A 16,932-nucleotide genomic window follows, 5' to 3' on the forward strand; every position below is an offset into this window, starting at 1 on the left:
GTTCGACACCGGCGTAACCGTTTACCGATATGCGTCTTTCATCTGTGGCCTGTAGAAATCACTGTATCCGGGGGCACCGACAAGAACCGAACGGTCGATGGCCCGGCCCCGCAACTCAGGCTGATCACCTGGCCGCTCGCCTGCTCAGCGTCGGCGTCGGGCCGCCTTGCGCCGCTGGGCCCGGTTCATTCCGGGGCGCGGGTAGATGACGCGCGGACTGTCGCCACCGGTCGCTCGCGGGTCGTGCACGCCCATCACGAATTGGTGTTCCGGTGCAAGGGTGTAACCCTCATCCCACGGATAGCTGCCCAGATCGTCAGGCCACACCGCCTGCAAGACCGGAGCGTCGGGGTAGAGGACGTTGGTGACGATGAGATCGGATTTGTCCACCAGTTCGATGACGGTGACCGGAACCTCAAGTGAATCCAGTTGTATGGGAACCGAATTCGACACGATCGAGTGCCAGTCATAGGTGTGAAACACGCTGCCCAGCTCGTTGAGAACCGATGCACTCGTTCGTGCATCCAGTCCGTACACCGCCAACTCGGGGAGGTCGTGTAAGCGCAGGCCGGTGGTGTACGCGAAAGAGCAGTCAAGTGCTTCGCATTCGGGAGAGTGACACGTGCACTCGTCACTGACGGCCGTCACCGCCCAACCGTAGCGCCGGATGCGGTCGAGCGTCTCGCGTACCAGCGGGTCGGGGTGCCAGCGGGGCAGACCCCGCAGATCGGAGAAGTGGTGGGTCATGCTCGCTCCTGGTGTTCGAAGGTGGAGCGTAGTAGAGCAGTCGGCACCGACAACTCGGGAGACGTCCGAGTTCCGCCTCGTCAGCGCCCGAGGATGCCACCCAACATGCCGCCGGCCCCTGACCCGGCCGACCCGCCGCCGCCGGTCCCGCCGACGAACCCGCCGGGCGGGAGTTCGGACGGCTGCACGACGACGAACCCGCGCCCGGAGAACTCGAGGGTGAACCGTTCGCCGGTGCTGCGTCCCATCAGGGTGCCGAGGTTGAACGAGTCATTGGACTTCACCGAGGTGCGCAGGCTCGACGACCACGCGACCGCGGCCTGCGGGTCGGCATAGGTCGCGGCGTCGACGTTGAGGACGACCGGGGTGCCGTCGGTGGTGATGGCGATCCGGCCGCGCCCGGTGAAGGCGCAGTTGAACAGTCCGGCGTTGCTCATCGCGCCGGCACCCTGCACACGGGCGATGTCGTAGGACAGCGAGGAGTCGAAGGCGAGGACGTTGGCGCCGTTGATGGTGAGGCCGTCGGAACCGTCGAGGTCGATGAGGTGCACGTCCGACGCCGCATCGGCCAGGAACAGGTCGCCCTGTCCGGTGACCTTCATCAGCGGAACGCCCTCGCCGGTCATCGCCTGACGCATCATCCGTCCGAGGCCGCCCGAGCCGAGCGCCTCGAACTTCAGGTTGCCCTGGTAGGCCACCATCGAGCCGGTGCGGGCCATGACCTCACCGGCGAGGCCGACCCGGCACATCTTGCTTCCCTGCTTCTGGATCCCCTGCCCGGTGACCTCGGCGTGGGACGGCGCGAACAGATCGCTGTGCATGGGAACTCCCTGTGGTTGGGCGGTGACCGGAGGCCGGGGCGGAGGCGGCGGTGCGGACGGTGTATTCCATTGCGGGGCCGGTGGTTCGGGTGTCGGCGGCGGCGCGGTTGGCGTCGACGCGGCCGGCGGCCAGGGCTGCGGATCGGTGACTCGCGGCGGCCGTCCAGGAGGCGGCGTCGCGGGCTCGTCGTCGACCTCGATGCCGAAGGCGGTGGCGAGGCCCGCGAGACCGGCGTCGTATCCCTGGCCGACGGCACGGACCTTCCAGACGTCGTTGCGCCGGTAGATCTCGAGGCACACGACGGCCGCCTCGCTGGTGAGACCGGAGGGGCTGAAGACGAGTTCCGTACCGCCGCCGGTCAGCGTCGCGCTGAGGGCGCCGGCGGTCGCGAAACTCGTGGGCCCGGTCCCGTCGAGGCTCGCCGCGACGACGACCGTCGCGATCTCCCGAGGGAGGGCGGCGGTGTCGACCGAGATGATGTCGGCCGAGCCGGCAGAACGGTATCCGACGCCGGGGCCGCTGGGCTGGYTGTAGAAGATGAGGTCCGCGTCGGAGCGGACGCGACCGGCATCGGTGAGCAGGATCGCCGAGGTGTTGACCGGAGATGCCGAGCGCACCGAGACGGTCACGGCCGTCGACGGCAGCGGACGGTTCTCTCCGGCGGTCAGCGTGAGCACGGAGTCCATTGTGCCAATCGTCGCGGCCGACCGTCGGCGAAGTCGGGCCCGGCCGTCACCGTGGGCGCGGTGTCGTGGAGCGCGCCAGCTCGACGACCTCGTCCTCGGTCGGCGGACTCGACGGGTGGTAGGTGAGGCAGAGCGGCGTCTCGGCCTTGGCGAACCGCCCGCCCTCGCTCGCGATGTAGAACGTCCCCGCCGGGAGCTTGCCGATGTCGGGAATCCTGCTGCCCTTGTTGGCGGCGAGTTCCTTGGCGCGTTCGATCTGCGTCGGATGATTGAGCAGGCCGAAGATCTGGGTCGAGGAGTTGGCCGAGATCTTGTTGTCGATGCCGGTGGGCGACTGGGTCGCGAAGATGAGCCCGAGGCCGTACTTGCGAGCCTGCGACGCCAATGCGCTCGTGCTCTTCGACGCCGCGGTCATCCGGACGGACGGGGCGAAGTTCTGCGCCTCGTCCATGACGAGCAGTCCGCCGAGTGGCCGGTCGGCGGCCGGATTCTTCTTGATCCAGGCGAACAGGGCCATCTGGAGCTGATTGACGAAACCGGCCCGCCGGTCGTCGGTGCCGAGGCCGGCGAGGTTCACGACCGACACCCGGGCCCGGAAACCCGGTGAGGGAGTGAGCAGGTACCCGGGGTCGGCCGGGGCGGCGTCACCCCCGAAGACGGGATCGATCGCCATCGAGGCCTTGAGGTTCTCCGCGAGTTCGGCGGCGAGCTTCGGGGCGTCGGCGAGGGTGCTCGCGTCGTCGGGCAGTTCGGTCAGCAGTCCGACGTAAGCCTGCAGGGCGCCGCCGCCGCGTCGTCCGAAGGCCTCCATGGACTGTTGCAGGACTGCTTGCTGCCGATAGGCTTTCGCGCTGGTCCCGATGGCCCGGGCATGCGGGATCAGGGCGCCGACGGCGGAGTCGACCGCGGCACGGAACTCGTCGGGGTTGCCGACCACCGTGCTGAAGTCGGGTAGCGGCTGGAAACTCAATGGCCGCCCCGATGCCCGACCCGGGGTGAAGACCGCGACCTCGGTGTCGTGCAGGTAGCGCTTGGCGCGCTCGCGGTCGTCGGACGTCCACGGACGCGGGTCGGCGTCCGGCCACGGTGTCCCCAGGCGTGCGAGGTCGTTGTTCACGTCGAGGATGATCGACGAAACTCCCTGCAAAGCAGCCTCTTCGACGATGCGCCGAATCAACACCGTCTTCCCCGAACCGGATCCGGCGAACAGCGCCACGTGCTTGCGCAGGGCGAGCAGCGAGACGGTCACCGCCTCGCCGGTGGCGACACTTCGCCCGAGGGTGATCGACTGTTCGTCGGCGGGTGTGGTTCGCGACGACGATTCGGCGGTGTCGGACCCCGCCGTTCCCGACCGAGGGTCGGTGGACCGGAACTCTTCCGTCGTCGTCTCCCGGGGTGGCGGCGTGGTCGAGCGTTCGTCCGCGGTGCCGGGCTCGTGGCGTCTGACAGGCGTCACCAAGGGTGTTGCGGGTGAGTCCGGTGACTGCGAGCCTGGCGCAGGCGCTTCGAGCGCGGAGCCCAGGATGTCGGTGAGAAAGGCGATCTCGGCAGCCGGGTTGCGGTCGGAGATCCACTCCCGGAGATGCGAGGGCCGTTCGGCCCGCAGTTGTGCCAGCGCGCTCAGCCGTTTGATGTCCTGTTCGGTCCAGGCGACGACCCGCCCGCCCCGATCGTGCAGTTCCTCGACCATCTGCCGGGTCTTGGGCCCCGTGGGCCAGGGATCCCGCCGCAGGATCACCAGGGTGCGTTCGATGTCGCCGAGGGTGAAACCGGAGGTCGTCGTCGCGCTCGACAGGCGCGTCTGGACGGCACGCGCGTTAGATGCCGCGATGGCACGGAAGCTCCAGGACTGCTCGATGTCCCGGTTCGGGTCGACGAGTTGTCGGATCCGCCCGTGCAGCGGACTCTTCGGTCCCGGCCGGGCATCGAGCTGCCAGCGGTCGGCGTCGCGGGACAGTGCCTGGATCCACGTCGCCAATCCCGCATGGAGGAGCGAGGGGACGATCCGGTCCTCGGTGTCGGGTACCAATGCGGGTAGCGGGTCCGCACGCCGGATCAACTCCGCGTACCGCTGGTCGAGCTTCGCGAACGCGGGATTGTCCGAGGTGGTCGTCGACGACGAGTCGGTTGACGACGACCCCGCAGACGACGACCCTGCAGACGACGATTCAGCAGACGACGAGCGCCCCCGAGCGGACGCCCCCGTGTCAGGAACGTCTGTCGTGGTGCGGGACTGGTTGATCAGGGGGAGTGTGCCCTGGCCGGCGGAGGTCTTGGACGTGGCGCCGGAGAGGTCGGTGATCTCGGCGAACGTGTCGCTGCGGAGCATCGCGGCGATCTGGCGGTCCACGGTCACCATCAGCTCGCGCGGGGTGTAATCGGTGGCCSCCGTCAGTGCGGTGTCGGTGACCGGCCAGGTGGGATGGGGCGGCGTGAATCCGACGCCGGCGAAACCCGGCGCGAAACGCCGGGCGAGCAGGAGCCGGCCGAAGTCCGCACTCGCGGGCCGTTGCAGGGTGGGTGGCAACCGGAACCGATCAACCGCTGATCGCATGACGTGTCCGGCGAGGTACTCCCACGCGGCGGTGATCGAGGAGACCACACATGTGGTCCGACTCATGGTGTCGCGCACCGACATCAGGCCGTGCGCCAGTTTCTCCACCTGTGATTCCTCGCCCGGCTCGGCGGTCTTGCCGGCCTCGATCAGGGTGTCGATCTGGTCGATCGCGAGAACCGCCGCATCGTCGAACGCGATGATCCGCGAGATGTTCTCGACGATCTCCTGATAACCGAGGCGGGCATTGCGGATGCCCCAGGCGGCGAGTTCCTCCGCGTCGTCGATGTCCAGGTGCAGAAACGCCTCGCCGAGGTCTTTGGCCGCGAAGTCGTCGGACTCCAGCAGTACGAGCGCACGCAGGATGTGCTGCGACCGGCGTCGGTGCCGCGAATGGCGGGTGTAGACGCCGTGGACGAAGTCATCGAGAGCGGCGGGTGTCAGCGACGCGCCGCCGGTCACGGCGTCACGTGTCCCGTCCGAGACCCCGGCGTCGATCGCGAGGCGGTGGAGGAGCTGATTCAGCTGCGAGCGGTGGCGGGGCGTCGGTCGGCCGAGGTCCTTGATGATCGCCACGAGCACCGAACGCCAGAAGTCGGTGGCGTCGAGCAGCTTGACGAGAAAGAAGTACCCGCCCTCCTCTTGGACACGATGCCGGACCCGGCCCAGGAGATGGGTCTTGCCGGATCCGGCCGGACCGCGCACCGTGACCCCGATCGGACTCCCCGACGGCGAACGACGGGCGTCGTCGAACGAACGGATGATGTCGACGATGGTGTCCTCGTGCAGGCCCCCGACGTGGAAGGGGTCGGCGGTGCCCCACACGTCGTCGGGGGTGTCGGCCCAGTTGAGGCGGATCGATTCCAGTGCGTGACGGGCGTCGGCGTCCATCGGATCAGCTCTCCTCGGTCGCGAACAGATGGCACGGTTGCGTGCCCACCGTCACCGCGGCCGCCCGGTCGGCCGGAGTCAGCAACGCCTGGTCTTCCTGCGGGATGAGGCTGACCCCCGGCGCGCGCTGGAACTCCACCATCGTGGCGTCGAAGACCTCGTCGCTCATCCCGGGCAGGTCGGCGCGCAGATCGGTGACGAGGACGAAGTCGCCCGCTGTGGCGGCCCGGGCGCGGTAGGCGGCCGCGATCTGGTCCCGGGGATCGACGGTGGACGACGCCGGGTCGGACGTAGCCGTTGCGATCGGGGTCCCGGGCTCCTCGTGGGTGGGGCGTCGGGGACGGCCGAACACCTCGTGGAGACGGAGGTCCTCGTCGTCGAGGTACCGGGCGAGGCCGGCGAGGACCGCGTACATGGCCTTCGTCGGTGCGGTCGACCTCTTCGGTGGCTCGGATGTCAGTTCGGCCGCGCACCAGGCCCACCCGCGGTCGGTCAGGGTGTGGAAGTACGCGCGGCGCGCGCCGAGTCGAGAGTCGACGAGGCCGAGGGCGTTGAGATGGTTGCGAGCAGGCTTGTCCAGCGCTGCACCGAACTCCTTCAACTCTGGGTTGGAGAGCTCTCGGGACTCGGCCAGCAGGACGAACAGCGCCGCACTCTGGATCGGCGTCAGCTGGGCGTGGTCCACGGATGCTCCTCGCGGGTCGAAGGGGGTCGGTCGGGCGTCGGTCGGGACGGCGCCGGGTGTCGGGAGCGCTCGGCGATCACGGCGGCCAGCTCTGCGACGACAAGGGACGTGTCGTCGAGAACGTGGTCGTTCGTGTAACGCAGAACGAGGTACCCGGCACGCTGAAGCATGTTGTCGCGACGTCGATCTCGCGCGTACTTTACCGGGCCGCGATGATCCGCGCCGTCGACCTCCACGACGACGCGTTCACTCGGCCACAGCAGGTCGACGATCACCGCGGGGTGGAGCGGATCGAGGTCGCGCGGACTCCGGTTCCACTGTCGGTCGCGAGCCCACGGTGCACGCGCGAGGGCGCGTTCGAGGGTTTGCTCGGCATCGCTGTGCGGTGCCGGTCTCCCCGACGGACGGGAGGCGACGAGGACGGGTCTCGCCGAGGCCGATGACGGATCGGGCAGCGCCTCCACCGGACCGGACGGCGGGAATCGCCGCCCCGCGGGTACCCCGATCCGGATCGCCGGCACCCTGGTGACCGCGGGCAGGGCGTCGGCGGTGAGCCACACGGTGAGGTCGGCGCGGTCGGCCAGCCATTCGTACGCGGCGGCCGCCGCGTGCTGGGCCCGCTCGGCCAATGTGGTGTCCGCGCGCACGGCCAGGACCACGGAACCCCGTCCGTATCCCCGTCGCAGGAGGAATGTCAGCGCGGCCGCCCGGGCGTCGTCGGCGGGGCCGGGGCCGGGACGTCGCGCGCCGGCGGCCGCACGGGCCAGATGGATGACGGCGGGCGAGGGGAAGCCGGCGTCCCGGCACAGCAGGCGCGCCGTGGCCTCGGCGTCGTCGGCGTCGACCGGCAGGCCCGGCTCATGGCCCGGGAGCCAGACCGGGAAGAGGGCGACGACGATGTCCTCGAGCGCGTCGAGGACCTCCCGGACGACCTCCCGGGCGTTGCGATCGCCGGGCCCGCGATGGTCCAGGAACACCGGTAGGTCAGCCGAGACCGAGTCGACGAGGTCGGCCAGGGCGAGGCCGTCGACGTCATCGACACGGAGCACGTGCCCGGGACGCACGGCCGCGTCGAGAGCTGACGGGCGGATGTTCATCGACGCCGACGATATCGCCCGAACCCGACAGCCGCCCGGTGGTCACGGGTGATCTGTGGACCGCCACCACCGCTCGACGGCAGTCCACCGACCGCGGATTGGACCTTGTGGTGCCCGCGGGCACTGCGTTTGACTGGACGTCGACGGCCGCAGGGCGTCGTTGGACCCTGGCGACCGGTGAGGAGGATTCTGTGGGTGCACCGCGAGCCATCGGCCGGCCGGTGGCTCGCTCGAACCTCGGGGTGAAGCAACTTGTCACGCTGCTCGGTGAGTGGGAGAGCGGCGACGCGGCCTACGCGGCCCTCGCCGCCCGCATCCGACTCCTCATCGACGACGGCCGGATCGCGACATACACGCGGTTGCCCGCCGAGCGAATCCTCGCCGATGCGCTCGGGCGGAGTCGGACCACGGTGGTGTCGGCGTACGGAGCGCTGCGCGAGGCCGGCTATCTGGTCAGCGTCCGGGGATCCGGCTCCGTCGCGATGCTCCCGCGGAGGGGTCCGGGCGCGGTTGCCGAGATCGACTTCGCGCACGCCGTTCCCGAACCGGTGCCCGGTCTCGAGGCGATCATCGAGCGGGTCACGGGCAATGTGCCCGACCTGCTGCGCCGGCCCGGACTCGACCTGGTGGGCGATCCGCTGCTACGCCGACGAATCGCCGATCGATACACCGACCGCGGACTGCCCACGACCCCGGCGCAGATCGTGGTGACCCTCGGTGGGCAACACGCCATCGCACTCGTCGCGCGGACCCTGCTCCGACGAGCCGACCGGGTGGTCGTCGAGACCCCGACCTATCCGCACGCCTACGAGGCGATCGCCGAGGCCGGCGGACGGCTCGTGTCGACGCCGGTCACCGCGGCCGGTTGGGACATGGACCACTTCCTCGAGATCCTCAACCGGATGCGACCCGAGATGGCTTATTGCATACCGGATTTCCAGAACCCGACGGGCGCCTCGATGCCGTCCGCCCACCGAGAGCGACTCGCCGACGCGGCGCGCCGGGCCGGGACCGCGCTGCTCGTCGACGAGACGACTGCCGAGCTCGACATCGATCGTCGGACGGACCATTTCCCGTTCGCCGCGCATGCGCCGGTGAGGTCCTCGGTGCCGGTGGTGACGATCGGATCGCTGGGCAAGACGGTGTGGAGTGGATTGCGGGTGGGATGGATTCGTGCCGACGAGGACATCGTCGACCGGATCGTCCGACGGCGACCCGCCGGTGACCTCGGTTCGCCGATCATCGACCAGCAGATCGCCGCCGAGGTCTTGGCCGGTTACGACGACCTGCTCGCGGTTCGTTCCGCGCAGCTTCGTATCGGCCGGGACACGCTCACCGGACTTCTACGAAATCATCTGCCGGAGTGGGAGATTCCCGACGTCAACGGTGGGTTGGCGATGTGGGTCGGGCTCGGGGCGCCGCTGAGTTCCGCGCTCGCGGCCGCCGCCCTGAACCGAGGTGTGCGGATCAGCGCCGGACCGAAGTTCGGCGTCGACGGGGCGCACGAACGCTACATCCGCGTTCCGTTCACCGAGGATGCCGACGACCTCGCCGCCGGCGTCGACGTGTTGCGGGACGTATGGGCATCACTTGATCGCCCGGGGGCACCGGACGCGTTGACGCGCCCGGCGTGAGAGATACCGACCGTCGCGGACTGCGTGTCGTTGCCGCACCGCACTTCTCGGCGGTGTGCCGGATGATGTTGTCCGTCGGCGATGCCGTCGCCGGACCCCGGCACCGGCCCGCGGGAGAAAATCAGTGGCGCCGCCCGGCGGAGTCGCGTCACCATGGGCGGGCAATTGAGTCCACGGATGCGCGGTTGGCATCTACCACCAGGTCGTGATCGGCGATTGAATGCCGGCACACCATGTTCCGGCGTCAGGAGGTCGTCATGACCGCACTGCTCCTCGCGATCGTCTGCGGCATCATCCTGCTCGTCGTCGTCGCCCGCACGTTGATCGTCACCATCCGCGACGAGCGGGGACGGGTGCCGTATCGCCCCGCGTACGACACCCGACGTCCGACGATGTGACGACGCGGGTGGGTGGCCGCGGCTACTCCGCCCGTTTGAGCACCGCGAGCACGGTCAGGAGCAGGATCTTGACGTCGAGCCAGAGTGACCAGTTCTCGATGTAGTAGTTGTCCCACTCGGCGCGGTCGGCGATGGAGGTCTGACCGCGCAGGCCGTGCACCTGCGCCCAGCCGGTGACCCCGGCCTTCACCCGGTGGCGCTCGCCGTATCGCCGGATCTGCACCTCGAACAGCGAGACGTACTCGGGACGCTCCGGGCGTGGACCCACGAGACTCATGTCGCCGCGGATCACGTTGAGTAACTGGGGTAGTTCGTCCATCGACGTCGAGCGCATGATCTTGCCGATCCTGGTGCGGCGGTCGACGCCCTCGACGCCGCCGGGTGCGCTGCCCTCGGTCGGCCGGAATTTCTCCGCGGCGGGGTCCTCGGGCCGCATCGAGCGGAACTTCAGGCAGTTGAACACCCGCGCGTCGCGACCCACCCGCGGCTGGGCGAAGAAGATCGGGCCCGGCGAGCTCAGCCGGACCAGCAGCATGAGCGTGAAGAACAGCGGTGAGATCGCGGCGAGGATCAGGGCTCCGACCACCCGGTCCCCGATGTGTTTGGTCCGGAACTGCCACCCCCGCGGGTTGGTGTGCGGGACCGACATCAGGGGCAGCCCGCCGATGTGGTCGACCCGACTGCGGCGTCCGACGACGTCGAACATGCGCGGCACGATCCACACCTTCACCCCATGCCGGTGGGCGATACGGACGGCGGCGGTGAGCCTTTCGACATTGGTGACCGCGAAGGCCACGACCAGGACCTCGGCCTTCGTCGCCCGGATCGCGTCGTCGAGTTCGTCCACCCCGCCGAGCTGCGCGATCTCGTTGGTGGGTCCCTCGTCCCGATCGGCGCGGGGTGGCGCGCCGGCGGCCAGGATGCCGACCGGCCGGAGGCCGTGCTCCGGCGCGGCCACCATGCGGCCGACCACCTGTGCGGTGATCGGCCCGTCGCCGATGATCAGCGTGGGGGACAGCAGATGACCGTTCTTGCGCAGGCTCCGCTGGATGATGTCGCGGATGAGACGACCGAACGGAACCCAGAACAGCGCCGACACCCACACCTTGGTGACCGCGGCGCCGGGTCTGTCGTCGGAGTAGGAGAGGAGCAGGGAGCACAGCAGGATCATCGCGGTGATCGTGCATCCGGTCATGACCCGGCCGACCTCGTCGAGGAACCGGCGATTGAGCCCCCGACGGTAGACCCCGCGCAAGGAGAAGACGATCACGAGGATCGGCACGAAGGTGGCGAGTGTCCACAACGGCGGGTTCGCGCCGCTGCCACTCCTCACCCACCAGATCCCGGCGGCCACCGCGATCGTCGCGGACAACACGTCGATCGACACGGTCACGATCGTGCTCAGGGGATCGTCGCGGATCAGCTCGTGAAAGGTGCGCCGACCGTTGGGCGACGAGTACACCGGGGTGCGCCTCGTGGTCTGCGGGAACTCGGCCTGCGATACACGGGTCGACAAGTCCACTCCATCCGAAAGAACAGCCCCCCGTCCCGACGATTGTAGGTGTACGCGGCGGTCCCGCGTGCGCCTACCGGCCACGTGTTGGGTACCGAATGCTCACCGCCAGGTCACGAGGGCACGCGCCCGTGTCAACGCCCGAAGATGAGCTCCTGGACCAGGATCGAGAGATCGGACATGAGCTGGACCTCCGCGGTGGACCAGTGATGCGCCTCCGAGTCCCAGGCGCAGAACGTGCCGATGACATGTCCGTCGTCGTCGGCGAGCGGGATGCCGAGGTAGGCGGTCACCTCCCCGCTGACGGCGGTCGGGTGGTCGGCGAGGAGCGCGTGGTCGGCGATGTCGTCGATGATGAGGGGTGAACCGCTGACCACCGGGAGGACGCAGAGGGAGTTGACCAGCGACCGGGTGCTGGGACCGTCGGGACTCCCGGACCGGAAGGCGATCGCGGCGGTCGCCTGCTCGTCCGGTGTGATGAGGTTGACGGCGACGTGCGGGACGCCCACGGCATCGATCGTGAGCCGGATCGTCTCGTCGAGGCTGTGGGTCGGCGGGTCGTCGAGCAGGCCGCTGTCCTTCAGCGCACGCATCCGCTCCGGATCGGACAGGATCGCGCGGAGCGACCGGGCCATGTCGGGGTTGCGCCCGCGCACCGCTTCGAGGACGGCGTGCACGCCGGCCTCGGGTGACGTGTCGAAGAGTGCGGCGAGCTGGGCTGGGTCCGTGGTCGGCTCGCCATCCGGAGTGGGGTCGTCGACGGGGTTCACGGTGTTCGCACCGTCCTCGGTGTTCGAACTCATCGTCACTCCTCTCGCTGCCCGGGTCGACCCGGTCGGCACACAGCTCACGCGCAGGTGTTCGGCGGACGCTGTCCTGACCGCACGGCCCGGACCCAGTCGGTCGCCGCGGAGCCGATGTCGAGTATGCCGTGCGGCTGACCGCGGACCTCGATCGCGGTGATCGCATCGCCCAGCCGGCATCCCCGATCGATGGCTCCCGCCGTCCACGGGGCCGGGATGACGTCGTCGGCGTCGCTGTAGGCGACGAGCATCGGGGCCGAAGCCCGCCCCTGGGGCAGACTCACCTCGCGCAGCCACGTCCGGAGTCGGTCGGTGGCCGCGTCGTCGACCGGGCGATAGTCCTCCGGTTGCACCTCCTCGACGATGGCCTGCTTCTGGACCATCGCGGCGTCGTTGCACTCCAGGAGCACGCCGAACGCCTCGCGCAGCGGACCGTGCACGTAGTCGTCGATGACGAGTTCGGGATGAATCGCCTTCAATCCCGTCAGGACCAGCGGGAGAAACGCGATCTGCTCCGGGGTGAGGGTGCCGGCATCCATCGCATCGGCCAGCGGCGCGACGTCGAGCGCGGGACTCATGCTCACCGTCCCGCGCAGTCGCAGACCGCGACCGTAGGTCGCCGCGATCTCGTTGGCGTGGAACACCGCGTGCCCGCCCTGCGACACCCCGAAGCCCCACCACTGATCGCTGGTGCCGTCGACGATCATCCGCGTCGCACGCACCGAGTCGATGATGTCGTTCGCGGCGGGCGCCGGGTCGAGGTACCGGTGGGGTCCTGGTGTGCCGAGTCCTCGATAGTCGGTCTGTACGACGACGAATCCCTGCTCGAGCAGCGACGCGATGAGCCCGACGGTGCCCAGCAGGTTGCCGTACAGCGACGGGGCGCAGTTGCCCGCGATGCCGGTCGTCGGGTGTCCGACCGCCAGGATCTGCCATCCGCCAGCCGGTGCCCGGCCGCGCGGCACGAACACGGCGGCCGAGACGGGGACCAGCTCACCGCTGACCGGGTCGGTGGACAGGTAGCGGAACCGCACGGTGCGGTCGACGATGCGCCGCAGCGAGATGTAGGCGTCGGTCGGAGTGGGTGATCCCACCAGATCGCCGGCCGACGCCCCTGGCGGTGCCGAAAAGCTCTGCGACGCGTCGTCAGACGCCGGGCCGGCGGAGGCCGAACATGCGGCGGTCAGCAGTGCTGTGACGAGCAGGACGGCCACGAGCACGGTCGCAGGCGGGCGCCCGACGCGCCGCGACACCGTCCTCATGAGCGCGTGAGCAGCCGATCCAGCAGGGACACCGGATCTTCGCAGAGGTGGTCGAGAGCCGCCTCGATGACCGGGCGACCGACGAAATCGCTGCAGAACGTCGCGGTGAAACTGCGCGAACCGTCGATCTCGCTGACGAGCATGCTCGCCGCATCCGGGCCATCGGGCTCGACATAGGCGAACAGGTGATGCGAGGCCGCCGCCAGATCCCACGGCAGATCACCGAAGATCCCGATCCGCCCGAGGTCGCTGACCGACAGTCGTAACCGGTCGGGCACCTCGACCCGGCGCGGGACGGGCGGCTCCTCGGGTGACGATCGACGCAGGCGCGCCCGGAGTTCTCCCGCGGCCAGAACGGCTGCGGGCCAACCGGATTCGGCGACCGCTCGGATGCGGTCCCCGATCTCCATCGGCGTCGCGTCGCGTGGGAAGCGCAGGGGTATGCCCACGGCGAAGTTGCCGTGGTCATCGGCGTGCCCGGCGTCGAGATAGCGGCGGCAGTCGAAGAGGATCTGCGTGCGCTCGTCGAGGGAAACGCCCTGCGCGGACAGGGCGGCGCGCCACAGCGAGACGGTCACCGCCGCCGAGGACATCCGGACACCGGTGTCGGCGATCGCACGCTTGAGTTCGTCGGTCTGCCCCGGGCGCATCGCGGCGGTGACGGCGCAGCGGGTGGCATGCCAGTCCTCGATGACGCGCGTTGGTCCGTGGGTCGGCGGCGAGACGTTCGCAGCGCGCAGGCGCATGATGTCGCGCAGACGTCTGGGCTGTCGCAGGACGTGACGACGCAACGCCTGCCAGGCGGCGTCCGGCGGCAGCGAGCGTTCGAACCGCTCGGTCATCGGGAACTCGTGGTGGCTGGCCAGACCGGCGATCTGCTCGACGCCGAGGCGGCCGTCGCCCATGCCGTGGGTGTGGTCGATGACCAGCCACTGACCACACACGAGCACCTCGAGTCGGGGCAGCGGCTCGGGACGGTTCCGCAGGCGCGTCATGATGTCGCCGATCGGCAGGTCGGCGAGGTCGGGCCGCTCGACGACCCGCGGCAGGGTCGCCACGTCGTGGGCCCAGCTCGCCGACGCCGGATCGGGGACGAGACTCAGTCTCGACGTCGGTGTCCACGCCCGGGTCAGGCGAGCCCGGATGAGGTCGAGATCCGGGGCCGTCATCGGGCCGGTCACCGAGATCGTGCGGGACGTGGCCAGTGCACGGTCGAGGACGGAGGCACGCTGCGCCCCGGCGGTTGCGGCGTTGTCAGAGCGCGGCATCGACGACCTCGCGCATCTCGTCGCGGAACCGTTCGCGCCGGAAGCGCTCGGCCCAGGCGCGGATCTCGGATCGGTCGTAGTCGTCGACGGTGAAGTCGCGCAACGACGCGGCCAGCCGCTCGACGATCTCGTCGTCGGTCCCCGGTTCGATCAGCAGACCGGTCGACCCGGGTACGACGGTGTCGAGGGCGCCGCCTTCACCGAGCGCGATGACGGGCGTGCCGGTGGCCATCGCCTCGACGGGCACGATGCCGAAGTCCTCGATCCCGGGCATCAGGACCGCGCGGGCGCTGCGATGCAGGTTCAGCAGGGTGTCGKGGGGGACGCGGCCGAGGAACGTCGTCTTCGGGCCGGCGAGCTCGCGACACTGCGGCATGGCCCGTCCGTCTCCCGCGRCCACGAGCCGGACGTCGGCGCGGGCGGCCGCCGCGATCGCGAGGTCGGGTCGCTTGTACGGGACGAGTCGTCCGGCGAGGAGGTAGAAGTCCTCACGGGGCACCGCGGGATCCGGTGTGAAGCCGTCGAGGTCCACCGGCGGGTGCACGACGACCGACTCACGTCCCCAGTGCTCGCGGATGCGCTCGGCGACGGCCGAGGAGTTCGCGACGACGGTGTGCAGACGGGGCGCGGCGCCGACTTCGCAGCGCCGGGCGACCACCGACAGCGCCGACAGGATCGCGGCGCCGGCTGCCCCGCCGCCCTCGCCCGCGCGCAGCGACGGATCCCATGCCCAGCGGGCCGGACTGTGTACGTAGGCGATGACCGGCGCGTCGGTCGCGTGCACCGCCTGGGTGGCGAAGGCGTGATGGCTGGTCACGACCGCGTCGGCATCCCGCAGCGGCATCCGCCGGAACGCCAGCGGCATCAGCGGGAGCAACGGGGCATAGCTGCGTTCGCCGAGCAGGCGGTAGGCGCGATTGAGCGGCGAGGTGATCGGCGGCTCGGCCAACCCGGCCGGGACACCCGCGGGCCGCGCGATCGGCGCGTGCACCTCAACGCGTGGCCACGTCGCGGCGAGTTGTTCGACGACGTGCTCGGACCCGGCGATCTCCGTGAGTCGTTCGTGGACGACGGCGACGCGGTCACCGGGCATTGCTGCCCACATCTCCCGGCGCGGTGCGGAACCGGTCGGAATCGAGGGTCGTGCCGCGCGGATCGTCAGACGGCGGTTGCGGTGTCATGGGTGTGGTGGCCTCGGCTCTCGATGCGGCTGTGTCCCCGGCACTCTCGACCTCGGTGCGGTCGCCGGAGACCGGATCGGCGCTGGTGGTGGTCAGAACTTGCGCGGGAGGCTGCTTTCCCGTGCGCTGCACGATCAGATGACGGGTCGACCCGATGGTCGCGAGCTGGGACAGCGCCCGGTCGGCCGGCTTGCGATCACGTCCCGAAGACGAGACGACCACAGCCGCGAGCGCGACGTCCCCGGGATCGACGCTCTGCCACCAGGGCTCGGTGAGAGGGAACCGGACGATGCGCAGACGGTGCCCGGTCGTCGCGTCGTCCCCCGGGTGACGGATGTCGTCGATCACGCGAGCGGCGTCGATGTGGTCGCCGGTGAGGATCAGCGCGACCTGGGCGCGGCGGTGGCGTTGCGCGAACGCGGGCAGCAGAGTCGCCGGCAGCGCCGGCTCGCCCCGCTGTCCGTAGGTGAGCTCCGCGCCGTACCGGTGCGCCGCGCGGCGGGCCCAGATCGGGTTCGGTTTCCGGCCGACCCGCCCACGGAACAGTGCGAGCAGCTCCGCCGCGATGATCGTCGCGGCGATGCCGGCGACCGCGCCCTCCTGGGCCGGTTTGGGGCTGACAGGCACCTCGCTCGCCGACGGTGCCGCGAGGATGGTGAGCGTGTCCGACGACGAGTTCTGCAACCGGGTGAGCTGGGAGTCGAGATCGGCAAGGGTCGCATCGGATTCGACCTTCGCCTCGCTGCGGTCGGGCAGTGCGCGGTTGCGGACGCGCTCGGCGGTCACCTGCGCACGCAGTTGATCGATCTGCCGGGTGATGGCGCGGGCATGGTTGGACAGCGACGCGGCGGAGATGGCGGTGACCATCGCGCGGGCGACGTCTTCGGCCTGGGTACTCGTCGGCGCCGCGGCGGTGAAGTCCATCAGTGTGGGAGCCGTTCCCGGAGTCGTGGTGACGTGCGAGCTCAACTCGCTTGTCGTCCATCCGGTGTCGACCTGGGTGAGCACCTGTTGCAGGACGTTCTCGTCGGTGGACAGCGCCACGAACGGGGCACGCAACTGTTCGACGAAGGCGTCGCCCGGAATGATCGTGCCGGCCGGCGTGATCTCGGTGACGACCGTGGCCGAGTACTCCTTCGGGACCAACGCGGTCCGCAGCGCGAACACCGAGGCGCCGACGAGGATGCCGATCAGGATCGCGGGGACGGCGACACGGACGAGATCACGGAAGTGCCCGAACAGGTCGACCGAGGGCGGCGCATCACGTCGCCCGGCGGCATCGAAGCTGGAGGTCACGCCTAACTCCTGTGGTGTCGGATGCCCCCCGACCATCCCCGGACATTGCAGTGTCGATCAGCTGTCAGTTCACCATAACGAAGGAAGCGGGCAAT

General features: G+C 69.7%; 13 protein-coding genes. 2 read left to right on the plus strand and 11 right to left on the minus strand.

All coding sequences use genetic code 11. The features are described from left to right. Positions 1–144 precede the first annotated feature (144 nt). The 5 genes from A9310_RS17940 to A9310_RS17960 form a co-directional block, all read right to left on the minus strand. Positions 145–747, minus strand: coding sequence for a DUF4262 domain-containing protein (locus tag A9310_RS17940; RefSeq protein ID WP_065631808.1), 603 nt, complete (start codon positions 745–747; stop codon positions 145–147). A gap of 80 nt (positions 748–827) precedes the next feature. Further along, on the minus strand, positions 828–2,255 hold the full coding sequence (locus tag A9310_RS17945) for an AIM24 family protein (protein WP_065631809.1): 1,428 nt from the start codon (positions 2,253–2,255) through the stop codon (positions 828–830). 46 nt (positions 2,256–2,301) lie between these two features. Beyond that, entirely contained in the window at positions 2,302–5,700 is a 3,399-nt protein-coding gene (locus A9310_RS17950; RefSeq protein ID WP_065631810.1) for a DUF87 domain-containing protein, read from the minus strand. 4 nt (positions 5,701–5,704) lie between these two features. Further along, positions 5,705–6,385 (minus strand): hypothetical protein, encoded by a 681-nt coding sequence (locus A9310_RS17955; protein ID WP_065631811.1) that lies wholly within the window; start codon positions 6,383–6,385, stop codon positions 5,705–5,707. Beyond that, entirely contained in the window at positions 6,367–7,482 is a 1,116-nt protein-coding gene (locus A9310_RS17960) for a DUF559 domain-containing protein (protein WP_065631812.1), read from the minus strand. The genes A9310_RS17955 and A9310_RS17960 overlap by 19 nt, the downstream gene beginning before the upstream one ends. Positions 7,483–7,673: 191 nt before the next feature. Here A9310_RS17960 and A9310_RS17965 point away from each other — a divergent pair, with 191 nt between their 5' ends. Both A9310_RS17965 and A9310_RS26010 read left to right on the plus strand, forming a co-directional pair. Further along, positions 7,674–9,116 (plus strand): PLP-dependent aminotransferase family protein, encoded by a 1,443-nt coding sequence (locus A9310_RS17965; RefSeq protein WP_249356183.1) that lies wholly within the window; start codon positions 7,674–7,676, stop codon positions 9,114–9,116. Between the two features lie 257 nt (positions 9,117–9,373). Continuing rightward, entirely contained in the window at positions 9,374–9,514 is a 141-nt protein-coding gene (locus A9310_RS26010) for a hypothetical protein (RefSeq protein ID WP_171011597.1), read from the plus strand. Positions 9,515–9,536: 22 nt separating this feature from the next. Here the strand turns inward: A9310_RS26010 and A9310_RS17970 are convergent, their stop codons facing one another. From A9310_RS17970 to A9310_RS17995, 6 genes are all read right to left on the minus strand, one after another. Further along, entirely contained in the window at positions 9,537–11,030 is a 1,494-nt protein-coding gene (locus A9310_RS17970) for a sugar transferase (protein ID WP_065631891.1), read from the minus strand. A gap of 131 nt (positions 11,031–11,161) precedes the next feature. Further along, complete coding sequence (locus A9310_RS17975; protein WP_058252030.1) at positions 11,162–11,830, minus strand: GAF domain-containing protein; 669 nt, start codon at positions 11,828–11,830, stop codon at positions 11,162–11,164. Positions 11,831–11,874: 44 nt separating this feature from the next. Next, positions 11,875–13,092: a lipase family protein gene (locus A9310_RS17980; RefSeq protein ID WP_065631813.1), complete on the minus strand. Its 1,218-nt coding sequence runs from the start codon at positions 13,090–13,092 to the stop codon at positions 11,875–11,877. After that, positions 13,089–14,360 (minus strand): hypothetical protein, encoded by a 1,272-nt coding sequence (locus tag A9310_RS17985; protein ID WP_065631814.1) that lies wholly within the window; start codon positions 14,358–14,360, stop codon positions 13,089–13,091. Before A9310_RS17985 ends, A9310_RS17980 begins: the two co-directional genes overlap by 4 nt. Beyond that, positions 14,347–15,453 carry a glycosyltransferase gene (locus A9310_RS17990; protein WP_065631815.1) on the minus strand — a complete coding sequence of 369 codons (1,107 nt, stop codon included), beginning with the start codon at positions 15,451–15,453 and terminating at the stop codon, positions 14,347–14,349. The genes A9310_RS17985 and A9310_RS17990 overlap by 14 nt, the downstream gene beginning before the upstream one ends. After that, entirely contained in the window at positions 15,443–16,837 is a 1,395-nt protein-coding gene (locus tag A9310_RS17995) for a hypothetical protein (protein ID WP_065631816.1), read from the minus strand. Before A9310_RS17995 ends, A9310_RS17990 begins: the two co-directional genes overlap by 11 nt. Positions 16,838–16,932 lie beyond the last annotated feature (95 nt).

It is taken from the genome of Gordonia sp. UCD-TK1 (assembly GCF_001691435.1).
Taxonomy (GTDB): Bacteria; Actinomycetota; Actinomycetes; order Mycobacteriales; family Mycobacteriaceae; genus Gordonia; species Gordonia hongkongensis.

Excerpts from the sequence above, each read along its gene's own strand:
- A9310_RS17975 (WP_058252030.1), bottom strand. The coding sequence starts at position 11,830 with ATGAGTTCGAACACCGAGGACGGTGCGAACACCGTGAACCCCGTCGAC.
- A9310_RS17980 (WP_065631813.1), bottom strand. The coding sequence starts at position 13,092 with ATGAGGACGGTGTCGCGGCGCGTCGGGCGCCCGCCTGCGACCGTGCTC.
- A9310_RS17985 (WP_065631814.1), bottom strand. The coding sequence starts at position 14,360 with ATGCCGCGCTCTGACAACGCCGCAACCGCCGGGGCGCAGCGTGCCTCC.
- A9310_RS17940 (WP_065631808.1), bottom strand. The coding sequence starts at position 747 with ATGACCCACCACTTCTCCGATCTGCGGGGTCTGCCCCGCTGGCACCCC.
- A9310_RS17960 (WP_065631812.1), bottom strand. The coding sequence starts at position 7,482 with ATGAACATCCGCCCGTCAGCTCTCGACGCGGCCGTGCGTCCCGGGCAC.
- A9310_RS26010 (WP_171011597.1), top strand. The coding sequence starts at position 9,374 with ATGACCGCACTGCTCCTCGCGATCGTCTGCGGCATCATCCTGCTCGTC.